The following is a 13,374-nucleotide window of genomic DNA, read 5'->3' as shown; positions in this document are numbered from 1 at the left end:
TGGCCTACGGCATCCCGGTGGGCAGCCACCTGGAGTACGCCGACGACGCCACCCTCATGCGGGCCCTGGAGGGCCGGAGGGAGATGTGATGCGCCGGGTGCTGGTGCTGGGCTGCCCCGGCGCGGGGAAGTCCACCCTGGCCCGGTCTCTGGGGGAGGCCCTCTCCCTGCCGGTGGTGCACCTGGACAAGCTGTGGTGGAAGTCCGGGTGGGTCAACCGCACCGAGGGGGAGTTTGACGCCCTGCTGGACGCCGTCCTGCTGGGGGAGGAGTGGGTGATCGACGGCAACTACCTGCGCACGCTCCCCCGGCGGCTGGAGCGGTGCGACGCCGTGGTGCTGCTGGACTATCCCCGGCGGGTGTGCCTGTTCCGGGCCCTGCGGCGGGTCCTCTCCTGGCGGGGGCGCACCCGCCCCGATATGGCGGCGGACTGCCCGGAGCGGCTGGACGGTGAATTTGTCCGCTGGATCTGGGAGTTCCACCGCACCCAGCGGCCCCAGGTGCTGGAGCTGCTGGACGGCTGGACGGGGGAAAAGCACGTGTTCCGCTCCCCCAAAGACTGTGCGCGCTTCCTGGCTAAGCTGGAACGGGAGGGCCAGACATGGAGAAAATTCTGAGCTATATCGAAGATACCTATGCCCCCGCCGCCCTGTTTGTCTACGGCTCCTATGCCGACGGCTCCAACGGCCCGGACAGCGACTTTGATGCCCTGGCCCTGGTGGCGGACGGCCCGGCGCGGCACGACGTGTCCCTCGTGGGCGGGGTGCAGCTGGATCTGTTCATCCACCCCGCCGCCGACTTTCAGGGGGACTTCCCCATGGCGGAGTTTCTCCGCCTGCTGGACGGGAAGCTGGTGTGGGATCTGGACGGCTCCGGAAAGGCCCTGCTGGAGAAGCTGGCCGCCTATCGGGACAGCCTGCCCCCCAGGACGCCGGAGGAGAACCGCACCCAGGTGGCCTGGTGCCGCAAGATGCTCCAGCGGGCCGGGCGTGGGGATGCGGAGGGGCTGTTCCGCTGGCACTGGCTGCTGGTGGACAGTCTGGAGATCTGCTGCGATCTCTGCGGGCGCCTCTACCAGGGGCCCAAGAAGAGCCTGCGCTGGCTGGCGGCGGCCCGCCCCGAGGCATATGCCCTCTACACCGACGCCCTCTCCCGCCTGGACGCCGCCGCCCTGGAGCGGTGGGTGGCATACCTGGAGGCCCTGCTGGACGGGCCGCAATAACTGCCTGTCATGAAAAACGTCCCCGGAATCTCTCGATTCCGGGGACGTTTTTTTGCTGCAGCTCGGTTTCAGAGGAGATATTCAAAGGCCTTATAGTCCGTCCAGCCCGTATCCTCGTAGAACATGCGCAGGGTGTCCACATGGCGGAAGCCCACGGCGGTATAGGCCCGCTCGGCGGGGAGGTTGCCCCCCAGCACGTCCAGGCGGACGGTTTTCAGTCCCTGGGCCCGAGCCATCTGGAGGACGCGGCGGGCCATCGCCTTGGCCAGCCCCCGGCCGGAGCAGGCCCGGCGCACCCCCAGGGCGTGGATCACCAGCAGCTCGTCGTCCGCCGCCTCCACCCCCCAGGCCACGGAGCGGTAGCCCTCGTTGTAGGCGTGGTTGACCACCATGCAGGCCGCCAGCGCCCCGTCCAGGAAGCCCAGGTACAGCTCCCCCCGCCGGATGGAGTCCTTCAGAAACTCCTGTGCGGGGTACACGTCCTTCTCCCAGCCGGGGCGGTAGGGCGCGTCCGCCATCTCGTCGGTGAGGGCGTAGTAGAAGTCCCGGACGGCGGGGCAGTCCCCCTCCGCCGCCGGGCGGATGTCAAGCCTGTCCACCCTTCGCGCCTCCTTACGCCATCTCCCCGGCCAGGGAGCGCTCCATGTAGTCCCGGACGATCTCGGTGTCGTCGGTCTGGCCCAGGGCCCACATGAGCTTGGTCACCGCCGCCTCGGTGGTCATGTCCCGGCCCTGGATCACCCCCTGCTCCAGGGCCTTCTGGCCCACCTCGTAGACGGAGAAGTCGCTGGGCTCGTAGAGGCACTGGGAGCACACCACCACGGTGATGCCCGCCCGGGCGGCGGCCTGGAGCTTGGCGATCAGATCCCGCCGGACAAAGTGGAGCCCGCCGGCGCCGAAGGCCTCGATAACGATGCCCCGGTAGTGCATCTGGAGCAGCATGTCGAAGATCTCCGGATCCAGGCCGGGGGTGAGCTTGATGAGGAACACCTTGTCGCACAGCCTGTCCCGCAGGGCGCACTCCCCGGTCTGCCGGGGGATGGCCTCCGGGTGGAGCTGGAGGCCCTTTCCGTCCACGCTGGCGGCCAGGGGCCAGTTGACGCTCTCAAAGGCGTCGAAATCGGTGGTGCGGATCTTCACCGCCCGGCAGCCCAGCATCACCTTCCGGTCGAAGGCCAGGAACACCCCCGCCGCGCCGGAGGCCGCCATGGCCAGGGCGGTGCGCAGGTTCTCCATGCCGTCGCTTAAGGGGTGGGCCATGGGCAGCTGGGCCCCGGTGAGCACCACCGGGATGGCGATGCCCCGCAGCATGAAGGAGAGGACGGAGGCGGTGTAGGCCATGGTGTCGGTACCGTGGGTAATCACGATGCCGTCATATTCCGTCCGGTTATCAAACACGTGGCGGGCGATGGTCTGCCATTCCTCCGGCTGGATGTTGGAGGAGTCCAGGTGGAGGATGTCCCGGACGGTGACGTCGTAGTGCTCCAGGATGCCCTGGGGCAGCATCCGGGCCAGCTCCTCCCCGTCCAGGCCGGGGGCCAGGCCCTCCGCCGTGGGCAGGGAGGCGATGGTGCCCCCGGTGGTGAGGAGCAGAATCCGGGCCCGCACTTAAAATTCCTCCGCCAGCGCGTCCGCCCGGCGCTCCGCGTCGGCCAGAATGGCGGCCTTGTCGTTGCGCACGTCGTCCAGGCCCTCGGCGTCCAGGCAGACAAACTGCGGGATGCCGTACATGACGCACAGGGCCTTCAGCAGGGGGGTGCCCATCTCCAGCTCGGTGCCGGCGTAGTTGCCCCCCCGGGTGGTGATGAGCAGCAGCTTGGAGGCCCTGCACAGACCCACCATGGCCCCCTGCTCGTCGTAGCCGAAGGTGATGTTGGTGACGGAGATGCGCTCCAGATAGATCTTCAGGATGGCGGGGAAGCAGAGATCCCAGAAGGGGGCGGCGATGACAATCCTGTCCGCCGCGGCGAACTGCCGGGCCGGGTCGAACATGGGCTGATCCAGCCTGCCCGCGTTCCACAGCTCGTCCCGCTCCTCCAGCACCTCGGGGTACTGGGGCTGTAATCGCTCGGCGCAGAGATTACGCTCGGTGATCACCGTGTCCGGGTGCCTGGCCTGATAGGCGTCCAGAAAACGGCGGGCCAGCCTGAGGGTGCGGGAGCGCTCCCCCCGCACGCAGGCGTTGATAAACAGCAGGTTTTCCATATCGTTCACACTCCTGAACAGAAGTTTTCCACACTGTCCCTATCCTATCACAAGCCGATGCGGGATGCAAGAGCGGGCACAAGCTCCACCATCCCCACTGCCGCCAGCAGCAGCGCCGCCCCCAGGGCGGCCAGTACCGCCCGCCTCCACCGGCGTACCGCCGCCGGGCTGCGGGTCAGAAGCCGCCCCGCCCGGCGGCAGCGCAGCAGCCACACCACATCCCGTCCCTCCGCGGCGGCAGGCGTGAGGAGGGCCAGCACATAGGCCGCCAGCAGCAGGCCGTAGCCCGGCAGGGTCAGAACCCGGTGCAGCTCCCGTCCGGGGAAGAGGAGCACCCTCAGAAGCTGTGGCAGCACCGTCAGGGCCAGCCAGCCGCCGAACCGGGCCAGGTGCCGCACCAGATACTGCCGGGTGAACCGCTCCGTCTCCACGGCCTCGTCCGTGTGAAAGGGGGCGGGGCTCCGCCCCGGCGCGGAGGCATAGAACACCAGCTCCCCCAGCTCTCCCGCCTTCTCCCAGCCCGCGTCGGCACAGAAGGTGCGGAAATCCCGCTCCGCAAGGCAGCCCAGAAACTGCTCCAGCTCCACCGCATAGGACACCGGCTCCGCCGTCCGGCGGAAGCGCAGGCGGCCCTTTTCAATCCCCTCCAGCCGCCAGCCAGCCGCCCCCAGCTCGTTGAGCCATGCCTCCCCGGCCTTGTAGTCCAATACCCGGAAGGGAAACTGCTCCATCCGGATCCCGTCCATCCTATCCCCCTCCCTCACAGGTATGCGGGCCGAAGCCACATGACAGCCAGCAGCCCCGCACCCAGGAGCACCAGCGCCCATGCGGCCCACCACCGCAGCCAGACCCCCGCCATGGAGCGGGGGAGCAGCTCACCGGCCCGGCGAACCCGGAGCCAGTAAATCCCATCCCCAGCCAGGCACCCGCCCCACAGGGCCAGCTCCCCCAGCCACAAGACCAGCGCCGGCCAGTCCGTGGGCCCGCCCGTGCCCAGGAGCTGCCGCAGGTTGAGCAGGAACATCAGCGTCAAAGCCGCCTCCAGGGCCAGCCAGCGGATTCCCCGGCGGAGGAAGCTGCGGCACTCCAGCGCCTGGTCGGTCTCCAGGGGGATCGGGCGCGCCCCCGCCCGGGAGGCGTACAGCTCCATCTTCCGGCTGCGGGCCGCCAGCTCCCACCCCGCGTCCCGGCAAAGGACAAGAAAGTCCTCTCTCCGCCCCTGCTCCGGAGTGACGGCGTAGGACACCGGCTCCCCGGTCTGCCAGAACCGGGCTGTGTACAGCCCGGCGGAGCCCAGCCGCCAGCCCTGTTCCCCCAGCCGGTTGAGCCACGCCTCCGCCGCCTTGCTGTCGATGGCGGTAAAGGGGAACAGCTTCCATAAAGTTCGTTTCATGCTGCCACCTTTCTCTCCGGCGGGCGGATGGGCTCCGCCCGCTATGCCTCCGTCTGCCAGTCCGGGGACTCCGCCAGCCAGGCCCGGATACCCGCCAGGGTTTCCGCGCTGGTCAGGTCGAGCCCCTCGGCCTCGATGCGCGCTACCTGGTCTCCATCCCGTAATATCAGGCCGCTGTATTCCCCGATGGAATAGGTCCAGGCCCGGTCAAAGCCCAGCTCCGCCTCCCGGGGGATGACCGCGCCGTGCCAGTGGAACTCCCGGCGAACCCGATCCGCGTCCCCCTCGGAGGCCCGGAAGTCCCCGCAGATCCAGTCCGCCAGCCAGCCGGCCCGGCAGTCCGCCCGCTCCACCCACAGATCGCCCTCCGCCTGGCTGAACCGGCGGTACTCAAAATAGTCCCCCAGCACCGAGCGGCTCTCCTGCGTATACCCGCTCTTGGTCTCCAGGAAGTGTCTCTCAAAGTCTGTGGTCGTCAGCAGTACGGCCAGACTCACCGCAAGCACTACCCAGAAGATCCAGGAGGACGCCCCCCGGAGCCGGGCGGCCGCCCGCCGGGGCACGGGGAAGCTCTCCCCCTCCGCCGCCGCCCGGCGGCACTTTACCTGGTAGCGGAGCACCCGCACCGTCAGAAAGAGCTCCAGGGCCAGCAGGAGGAAGAGCAGCCCCTGGGCCGCCAGCGCCGCGTTGGACAGAAACAGCTCCCACACCCGGGGCCGGTCCAGGAGAAACCGGGCGCCGCTCCACACAAACCCATAAATGACGACGTAGAGCATGCTTGACAGCTGGCCGCGGAGGGCCTTTTTCCACACGCCCTCCCACTCCACACCCTCATCGGTCTGGATGGGAGCCGGGTCTGTCCCCTCCCTGGCCCGGAAGTAGAACAGGCCGCCGTCCTCGCTGATCAGCTCCCAGCCCGCCTCGCCGCACAGGGCCAGGTAGTCCGCCCGGCTGTTCTCGTCCTTTTCAGACCAGCTCTTCCACCGGGCGGGCTCCACCCAGCAGGGGCGGGGGTGCTCCGCGCGGCGGAAGGTGGCGGTGAACAGGCCCACCTCCTCCAGCTCCCAGCCCTGCTCCGCCCGCTGATCCAGCTCCGCCTGGGCCGCCTTGGCGTCCTCGATGGTGTAGCGGAACCAGCGGGTGCATTTGGTTTTCTCTCTCATGGCCGAAGCCTCCTTACATCTGCATCTCAACCGGCGCGCCCTACGGCCATTCCTCCAGCAGGGCTCGGAGGGCCGCCCAGGTCTGCTGATCCGGCGGCGGCACGCTCTGGTCGGTCTCCGCCACCGCCACCCGCTCGCCGCAGCGGAGGATCAGGCAGACGCGGCCCTCTCCCTGGCCGTGCCACGCCCAGGCGCCCTCCACAGGCACCTCCGCGCCGGTGAGAGGGCCGTGGGTGCCGTCCAGATGGCCGGGGGAGCCCCGGGTCTCGTCCAGCCACACCAGCTCCGCCAGCAGGCGGGCCGTCCCCTCCCCCCGGCAGCGGTAGCGATCCAGCTTCACGGAGCCGTACTCCGTGTGATCCGCCCCCACCAGGGGCTGGCTGTAGTGCTCCCCCTCCACCAGAACGGAGGCGCGCACCTGCCGGTACGCCTCGGCATCTTCGGGGGCATCCACCCCCAGCGACCGGGCCGCCGGCGGGGCGTCCACCCACGCCACGATTTCCGTCAGCCCCTCGGTGAAAGCGAGTCCAAAGCAGAGGACATACCACAGGGGCAGTACCGCCAGCCACAGGGCAGCCCGCAGACGCACCGCCCGGCCGTTCCGGGGCCTGGGGGGCCGCAGCTTCCTCCACACCGCCGCCCCGGCCGGAACCAGGCCGCACAGGGCCAGGGCCAGCAGCCACGCCAGCAGGCGGTTGGACTCCAGAAAGGAGCGCCAGGGGAGTCCGCCGGGCCGGAGGCTCCACGCGAGAATTGCCAGCAGGGGGAGCAGCAGCGCGGCCAGGAACACACGCCCCCGCCGCTTCCGCCGGGCCTCCTCCCGCCGCTCCACCTCCGGGTCGGTGATGAGGGGCACGGGGGTATGCCCCGGCCGGGAGACAAAGACGTCCATGCTCCGCACGTTGGCCGTCCACTGCCAGCCCCCGTCCCAGCACAGCTGCTCGTACTCCGCCCGGCCCCGGCCGTAGAAGGAGCCCGGCTGCGTACACACGCAGTAGGTGCACGGCTCCCCGGACTGTGCAAACACCGCCAGGAAGCCCAGGCGTACCTTCTCCAGCCGCCAGCCCTGTCTGCCCAGTTCGTTGAGCCATGCCTCCGCCGCCTCCCGGTCGGCGGAGCCGTAGGGGAAGCCTTTCCACAGCGTTTTCATGCGCCGCCCTCCAGTTGAGTCAGAATATCGTCCAGATCCTGTTCCTCCAGGAGCTCCGGGGTGGTCTCCAGCCGTATGATCACGCTCCCCCTCCGGAGGAGCCACAGATCCGCCGTGTTCCCGTTGGCGTAGTACAGCGCCTCCGGCGCCGTCCACACCTGGTCATAGCCGGGCAGAGGGGCCTGGTTCTCCGGCCCCAGCTCCTCCAGATACTCCGCCGTCACCCGGTCGGCCAGGAAAGCGCCGCGGATGTGCCAGCACCGGCCCTCCAGCCAGGCGGAGCCGTCTGCCGCCCCCTCCTCCCACCGGGTACAGGACACCAGCAGGGATGCCTCGTCCTGGTGCTGGATACACCAGGTATCCTCCCCCTCCAGCAACTGTGCCTCCGCCAGGGGCCGGTCGGGGTAGAGGGGGTCGGTGAGCCCGTCGGGGACCAGCCAGGGGACGACCACCACCGCCGCCGCCAGGGCCAGCGCGCCCCAGGCCCGGCGGCGGTTCCGCCGGCGGAGATCCTCGTCCATGTGCGAATAGACGCGCAGGCTGAGAAAGCCGCCTATGGCCATACCGATGGCCCAGCCCAGGTTCACCCTGCCGTCCAGAATGTCCAGGCACAGGGCCGCCCACAGGAGGACCAGCCACAGCCAGACCAGCAGGATGCCCAGCTTTGCCGCCCCGGCGCTCACCCGTCCCGGCACCGGAAAGGGCTCCCCCTCCCGGACCGCCCGCTTCCACTGGCACAGCCGCAGAACCATGCGTCCCAGCCACAGCACACCGGCCGCCAGGAGAAGTGGCAGTGGGAGCAGCAGCGGGGCGCCCAGGCTGGAGAACGCCATGGCCCCCGCCATGTCCTCCCAGGAGAGCCGCCCGCCGTACACCCACAGCACCAGCGCGGCAAGCAGCAGGGCAAGGGCCGCCAGGCCGCCCCCGCCGATCAGCATCCGCCGCAGCACCTTCCTCCGGAACCGCTGGTACTCCAGAGCGCTGTCGGTCTGGATAGGGGTGGCGCCCGCCGGGGCCTCGTAGACGGCCCAGCTGCCCACCAGGGCCCGCCGCGTCCACCCGGCCTCCGCCAAAAGGGCCCGGTAGTCCGGGGCGTCCGCCGCCAGGACGGGGTCGCACCAGTCCAGGCAGTAGCACACCGGCTCTTCCGCCGGCACAAAGCAGGCCAGGCCGTCCAGCCAGATCCGTTCCAGCCGCCAGCCCGCCGCCGCCCGGCGGTTCAGCTCCGCCTCCGCCGCCTTCATGTCCATCACCGGATAGGTAAACAAAGAAAACCGTCGCTTCATGATGGCGTACCTCCTTCCAAGCAAGACAGAATCGTGTTCAGCCAGTCCTCGTCGGGCCTGCTGCCCGGCCAGGAGTTCAGCCGCACCACGGTGTTTCCCCGGCGGATCACCAGGCGGTGCGCGTCCGGGCCCGACCAGCGCGCCCACACGCCCTCGTAGCCCTCCAGGGGCTGCAGCTCCGTCCCCGCCGTCCGGCGGCAGAGCCCCTCCGCCCAGTCGGCCAGCCAGGGCCAGGGCAGCGTCCAGGCGTCCCCCTTCGTCCCCTCCGCGCTATAGGTGTAGTAGGTCTCCCCCTCGTGCTCCACCTTCTGGGGCACCTCCACCCAGCTGGTGCGGGCCCCCAGGAAGGTGGCGCTGGTCTCCTCCCGCACCTCCCCGATAAATTCCAGATCCACCCCCGCCAGAGGCGGCTCCACCCGGAAACAGGCCGTCAGCCCGTAGGGCAGGGCGCCCAGCATCAGGAGCACCGCCGCCGCCACCACCTTGGCCCTGTAGCTCTCCCGCTGCCGCTGGTACTCCAGTCCCTGCTTCCAGACCATCGCCGCAAGGGCTACGATGATGGTCAGCTGCAGATACCGCTTTCCAAACGCGCCCGACACCCCGTCCAGCAGGAGGGCAACCAGCAGCACCGCGCTGAAGAGCTGCCCCGCCAGGCAGAAAAGCGCCGCCGCCAGGGCGCTCCACCGCCCCGGCACCGGCAGGTCCCGGCCCTCTTCCGCCGCCTGCTGCCACTGGGTCAGGCGGAGCAGCAGCCGACCGCCCCACAGCACTCCGCCCAATAGGATCAGCGGGGAGAACAGGACGAACATGGCCCCGGTCTGATACCGGGTGATCAGATCCAGCCCCTCCAGTATCCCGGCCCCCTGGCCCATCTGCTGCTCCATCAGGAGCAGGGCCGCCAGCACCGCCGCCAGGGCCGCCAGGCTCCCGCCCCCGTGCTTGATGCGATGGAGGGCCTTTTCCCGGAACCGCCGGTACTCCAGCTCCCCGTCGGTCTGGATAGGGGTGGTGCCCGCCGGGGCCTCGTACACGTTCCAGTATTTCGTCTGGCTGTGAAACCTCCACCCCGCGTCGGCCAGCAGGGTGCGGTAAGCCCTCCCGTCCATCCGCCCGGGGTCGCACCAGTCCAGGCAGTAGCACACCGGCTCCTCCGCCGGCGCGAAGGAGGCCACCGTCCCAAACCAGATCTTCTCCAGCCGCCACCCCTTGGCCGCCCGGCGGTTCAGCTCTGCCTCCGCCGCCTTCATGTCCATTACCGGGTAAGTAAGCAGGGAAAATCGACGCTTCATGGCGCTTCCTCCTCCATTTGAGCCAGCATATCCGCCAGCCAGTCCTCGTCCAGCGGCTCCAGGTCGTTTTTCACCCGCAGCACCAGGGTGTCCCGGCGGAGGAGCCACAGCTCCCCCTTCCCAGTCTCCCGGTGCCACACGCCGGGGTATCCCTCCACCGGCTCCATGCCGCCCCGCTGGAGGGACGCCGCCCACTCCGCCAGCCAGGGCCACCGGGCCCGCCAGGCGGTGCCCCGCACCGGGGCATCCATCCGAACCCCCAGAACCGTCTCATGAATTCCGAATCCCGTTTCCCCGTCGGGCTCCAGCTCGTCCCAGTCGGTGCAGGAGAGCAGAGAGGTGGCGGCGTGGCTGCGCTCCTCCCACATCGTCCACACCTCCGTCACCCCGGGCAGGAGGTGGAGATCGGACAGGGGCGGCTCCAGCAGGGTGGCCTCCGCCTGCCGGAAAAAGACCATTCCGCCCGCGCCGCCGCACAGGGCCGTGGCCAGGCACAGCGATGCCATGCGCCGCACCCACTTGGTCTGGTGCTGCTCCCACAGGGAGCGCGCAAACAGGATGCCCGCGCACAGCAGGAACACCCCGGCAAACGGCAGGGTGGGGACACAATTGGTGGTCATATCCCACACCGCGGCGGCGCAGACCAGAACCACCGACAGCCACCCGGCCAGAGTGAGCAGGGCCGCCGCCAGGCCGCTCCACCGGCCGGGCACGGGGGTGGGGCCGTCCTCCCGGGCGGCCTGCCGCCACTGGCGCAGCCGCAGGGCCATCCGCCCCAGCCAGGCCAGGCCCCCCAACCCCCACAGGGGCAGGAGGAGCAGGGCCGCCAGCATCATGTGGACGGTAGACGCCCACATCAGGAGGGACATGGCCCCGAACTCACCGGACTGGGCAAAGATATTGAGCAGCTGGATGCCCACCACCAGCAGAGTCAGCGGGATCCCCCTGACCATCCGCCGCATCACCTTGTCCCGGAACCGCTGGTACTCCAGCTCCCCGTCGGTCTGTATGGGGGCCGTGCCCGCCGGGGCCTCGTACACGTTCCAGTAAGGCAGCTCCATCCGGTGCCCCCATCCGGCCTGGGAGAGCAGCTCCTTGTAGTCCATCCGCTCCGTATCCTTGACGTTGTCGCACCAGTCCAGGCAGTAGCACACCGGCACGTGGACAGGTACAAACACCGCCAGGAGGCCCATCCAGATCTTCTCCAGCCGCCACCCCTTGGCCGCCCGGCGGTTCAGCTCCGCCTCCGCCGCCTTCATGTCCATCACCGGATAGGTAAACAGAGAAAACCGCCGCTTCATGACTCTTCCCCCTTCATAATCCGCTCCCAGTCTGCCGCCTGCTGCCGGATACGCTGGTATTCCGCCTCCAGTGCCTGTTCCCCCGCCTCCGTCATCTGGTAGTACTTCCGGTTTTCCTCCGTCCGGGTAAAGCGGATCAGCCCGTCCTTCTCGAACCGCTCCAGCAGGGCATACAGGGTGCCTGCCCCCACGCTGACCCGGCCCCCCGTCATCTCGGTGATGGCCTGCATGATCCCGTAGCCGTGCCGCTCCCTCCGCAGGGAGAGGAGCACATAGAACATCTGCTCCGTCAGGGTCTCCAGCTTCTTTCGGGCCACGGCAGTCACCTCCCATACTATATCGATTATCGTCATAACCATACTATATCAATATTCGATATAAGTCAAGAGCAAAAAAAGGGAGCCGTCTCCGGCTCCCCCTCTTAAGCAGTTCCTATCATCTGAAACCAGCGGCTTTTCATTGCCGCCGCCCTGAACCCCTCCCTGCGGTAGAGGGAGAAGGCCCGCCCATTGTCCGTGGCCACCAGCAGGCGGCAGCGCCCACAGCCCAGCCCCGCCAGCTCCGCCAGGACGGCGCGGAGCAGCGCCCGGCCCAGTCCTTTCCCCTGGAAATCCGGGTGGATGGCAATGCCCGCAATCTCCGGCATCTCCCCGGCCAGCGCCAGCTCGTACACCCCCACCGGCACGCCGTCCGCCACGGCAAAGCCGCAGCGCCATTCCGCGCCCAGGGCCTCCTCCAGCTCCCGCAGGCCGTAGGTGGCCGAGTTGGGCATGTCGAAAAAGCAGGCGTTGTGGAGGGTAAGCCAGGCCCCGCCCCGGGCCCGGGTCAGGGGCTCCAAAGTCAGGCCCTCCGCCGGCGGGAGCTGATCCAGGGGCCGCTCCATCCACAGCATGTCCCGCACATGGGACAGCCGGAAGCCCTCCCAGCGCCCCTCGTCCAGGGGGCAGGCGGGGTCGGCGGAGGCGGCGTAGAGCTCCGCGGCACCGGCCGCCAGCAGCTCCGCCCGCCCGCGGGCCAGGGTCTCCCCCAGCTCCTGGGGCGGACAGCGGCGCAGCAGCAGATACCCCGCCCCCTTGGCGGCGATTTCTCGGGTGATCACTTCATAGGCCGGCTTCATGCGCGTTCCCCCTCTCGTTCCCTGAGCTCCAAACATACCGGTAGCGGCCTGTCGATCCAGAGTCTGTCCGGCTCCACCCGGCACTCCATGGCCAGCACCCGGACGCCGGACGCCGCCGCCCGCCGCAGGGCGTTCCCGAAGGCCGGGTGGGTGGCATCGTTGGGAGAAAAGTCCCTCATGCCGGACATCTGGATCACAAAGCACACTGCCGCCTCATAGCCCTCTGCCTGGCAGGCGATCAGCTCCTCCAGGTGCTTCACGCCCCGCTCCGTGGGGGCATCGGGAAAGCGGGCGTGGCCGTTTTCCTCCAGGGTAACTCCCTTCACTTCCACAAACCCCCGCCGCTGTGTGGACAACTCCCAGTAAAAATCGAAGCGGGACTTGCCCCAGGTGGTCTCCGGCCGCAGCAGGGTGAGCCCCGGCACGAACTGCCCCGCCTCCGCCCACTCCCGGAACACCTGGTTGGGTGCCTGGGCGTCCATATTGACCAGTAGGCCGCCCTTGTCCACCGCGATCAGGTCAAACTTGGTCTTGCGGGCGGGGTTGTCGCTCTCCTGGAGATAGACCGTGGCGCCGGGCACCAGCAGCTCCCGGCATCGGCCGGTATTTTTCACATGGCAGACCACCGTTTCGCCGTCCAGCTCCACGTGGGCCACGAACCGGTTGGGCCGGGCCAGAAAGCGGCCCGCCCGGATATTGGAATAGCGCATACCGCCGCTCCTTTCTGGATAAGCAAAAAACGGACTTCCAAAGAAGTCCGTTTTTTGTGTTGGCGTTACCTATTTTCCCGGCCCGTCTCCAGGCAAGTATCTTCGGCGCAGATGAGCTTAACTTCCGTGTTCGGGATGGGAACGGGTGGACCCTCATCGCAATCAACACCAACTTACTTTTCTTTGAAAAGAAAAGTAAGCAAAAGAAACTTTCATGAAACTTTCTTCTCCTTACCGTTCTTTTCAACGATAAGTCGTCATTCACTTGTTAGGGGTTTCCTTGTGGGATGCGCAGCGCATCCCACAAGGAATGGTGCGCCTTCAGGGACTCGAACCCGGGACCCACTGATTAAGAGTCAGTTGCTCTACCAACTGAGCTAAAGGCGCATGGGAAATGGTGACCCGTGCGGGAATCGAACCCACGTTTGCGGCGTGAGAGGCCGCCGTCTTAACCGCTTGACCAACGGGCCACATATGCGCGTCGCAGGGTGCCAGCACCCTCAAAACCGAACAATGTAAACTCTGCTGTACCTTCGCAA

Annotated in this window: 15 protein-coding genes, 2 tRNA genes, 1 rRNA gene and 1 pseudogene; 3 read left to right on the top strand and 16 right to left on the bottom strand. The window is 68.3% G+C overall.

Going from position 1 to position 13,374, the window contains the following annotated elements; translation table 11 throughout:
* The 3 genes and pseudogenes from QZ378_RS09815 to QZ378_RS09805 form a co-directional block, all read left to right on the top strand.
* Nucleotides 1-89: pseudogene (locus QZ378_RS09815) on the top strand (recombination protein RecR); the annotation flags it as partial.
* Entirely contained in the window at nucleotides 89-616 is a 528-nt protein-coding gene (locus tag QZ378_RS09810) for an AAA family ATPase (RefSeq protein WP_291258134.1), read from the top strand. The pseudogene QZ378_RS09815 and the gene QZ378_RS09810, both read left to right, overlap by 1 nt.
* Nucleotides 601-1,221 (top strand): nucleotidyltransferase domain-containing protein, encoded by a 621-nt coding sequence (locus QZ378_RS09805; RefSeq protein WP_291258133.1) that lies wholly within the window; start codon nucleotides 601-603, stop codon nucleotides 1,219-1,221. Before QZ378_RS09810 ends, QZ378_RS09805 begins: the two co-directional genes overlap by 16 nt.
* 68 nt (nucleotides 1,222-1,289) lie before the next feature.
* On the opposite strand, the gene QZ378_RS09800 is transcribed toward QZ378_RS09805, so the two are convergent.
* The 16 genes from QZ378_RS09800 to QZ378_RS09725 all read right to left on the bottom strand — a co-directional run bounded on the left by QZ378_RS09800 (nucleotide 1,290) and on the right by QZ378_RS09725 (nucleotide 13,305).
* Nucleotides 1,290-1,820 carry a GNAT family N-acetyltransferase gene (locus QZ378_RS09800; protein ID WP_291258132.1) on the bottom strand — a complete coding sequence of 177 codons (531 nt, stop codon included), beginning with the start codon at nucleotides 1,818-1,820 and terminating at the stop codon, nucleotides 1,290-1,292.
* A gap of 13 nt (nucleotides 1,821-1,833) precedes the next feature.
* Nucleotides 1,834-2,829 (bottom strand): asparaginase, encoded by a 996-nt coding sequence (locus QZ378_RS09795; RefSeq protein WP_087236657.1) that lies wholly within the window; start codon nucleotides 2,827-2,829, stop codon nucleotides 1,834-1,836.
* Entirely contained in the window at nucleotides 2,830-3,426 is a 597-nt protein-coding gene (locus tag QZ378_RS09790; protein WP_291258131.1) for an NAD(P)H-dependent oxidoreductase, read from the bottom strand.
* Between the two features lie 47 nt (nucleotides 3,427-3,473).
* Entirely contained in the window at nucleotides 3,474-4,172 is a 699-nt protein-coding gene (locus tag QZ378_RS09785) for a DUF2812 domain-containing protein (RefSeq protein ID WP_291258130.1), read from the bottom strand.
* 14 nt (nucleotides 4,173-4,186) lie between these two features.
* The gene (locus QZ378_RS09780; protein WP_291258129.1) at nucleotides 4,187-4,819 is read right to left on the bottom strand and encodes a DUF2812 domain-containing protein; all 633 of its coding nucleotides are present in this window, start codon (nucleotides 4,817-4,819) and stop codon (nucleotides 4,187-4,189) included.
* Nucleotides 4,820-4,860: 41 nt separating this feature from the next.
* On the bottom strand, nucleotides 4,861-5,982 hold the full coding sequence (locus QZ378_RS09775; protein WP_291258128.1) for a DUF2812 domain-containing protein: 1,122 nt from the start codon (nucleotides 5,980-5,982) through the stop codon (nucleotides 4,861-4,863).
* Between the two features lie 40 nt (nucleotides 5,983-6,022).
* A complete protein-coding gene (locus tag QZ378_RS09770) occupies nucleotides 6,023-7,132 on the bottom strand; it encodes a DUF2812 domain-containing protein (RefSeq protein WP_291258127.1) in 1,110 nt (369 codons plus the stop codon).
* A complete protein-coding gene (locus tag QZ378_RS09765) occupies nucleotides 7,129-8,418 on the bottom strand; it encodes a DUF2812 domain-containing protein (RefSeq protein WP_291258126.1) in 1,290 nt (429 codons plus the stop codon). The genes QZ378_RS09770 and QZ378_RS09765 overlap by 4 nt, the downstream gene beginning before the upstream one ends.
* Entirely contained in the window at nucleotides 8,415-9,707 is a 1,293-nt protein-coding gene (locus QZ378_RS09760) for a DUF2812 domain-containing protein (RefSeq protein WP_291258125.1), read from the bottom strand. Before QZ378_RS09760 ends, QZ378_RS09765 begins: the two co-directional genes overlap by 4 nt.
* The gene (locus QZ378_RS09755; RefSeq protein WP_291258124.1) at nucleotides 9,704-11,008 is read right to left on the bottom strand and encodes a DUF2812 domain-containing protein; all 1,305 of its coding nucleotides are present in this window, start codon (nucleotides 11,006-11,008) and stop codon (nucleotides 9,704-9,706) included. The genes QZ378_RS09760 and QZ378_RS09755 overlap by 4 nt, the downstream gene beginning before the upstream one ends.
* Complete coding sequence (locus QZ378_RS09750) at nucleotides 11,005-11,325, bottom strand: helix-turn-helix transcriptional regulator (RefSeq protein WP_207735472.1); 321 nt, start codon at nucleotides 11,323-11,325, stop codon at nucleotides 11,005-11,007. Before QZ378_RS09750 ends, QZ378_RS09755 begins: the two co-directional genes overlap by 4 nt.
* 104 nt (nucleotides 11,326-11,429) lie before the next feature.
* Entirely contained in the window at nucleotides 11,430-12,125 is a 696-nt protein-coding gene (locus QZ378_RS09745; RefSeq protein WP_291258123.1) for a GNAT family N-acetyltransferase, read from the bottom strand.
* Nucleotides 12,122-12,835 carry a DNA/RNA nuclease SfsA gene (sfsA, locus tag QZ378_RS09740; RefSeq protein WP_291258122.1) on the bottom strand — a complete coding sequence of 238 codons (714 nt, stop codon included), beginning with the start codon at nucleotides 12,833-12,835 and terminating at the stop codon, nucleotides 12,122-12,124. Before sfsA ends, QZ378_RS09745 begins: the two co-directional genes overlap by 4 nt.
* Nucleotides 12,836-12,892: 57 nt before the next feature.
* Nucleotides 12,893-13,008 (bottom strand): 5S ribosomal RNA (rrf, locus tag QZ378_RS09735).
* 138 nt (nucleotides 13,009-13,146) lie between these two features.
* Nucleotides 13,147-13,222: transfer RNA gene (locus QZ378_RS09730), tRNA-Lys, on the bottom strand.
* 8 nt (nucleotides 13,223-13,230) lie between these two features.
* A tRNA-Glu gene (locus QZ378_RS09725) sits at nucleotides 13,231-13,305 on the bottom strand.
* Nucleotides 13,306-13,374: the final 69 nt, after the last annotated feature.

The sequence above is a fragment of the Flavonifractor sp. genome (assembly GCF_019422385.1).
GTDB classification, from domain to species: Bacteria; Bacillota; Clostridia; order Oscillospirales; family Oscillospiraceae; genus Flavonifractor; species Flavonifractor avistercoris.
Note: the sequence above shows the minus strand (reverse complement) of the source record. Positions and strands in the feature narration are given on the sequence as shown.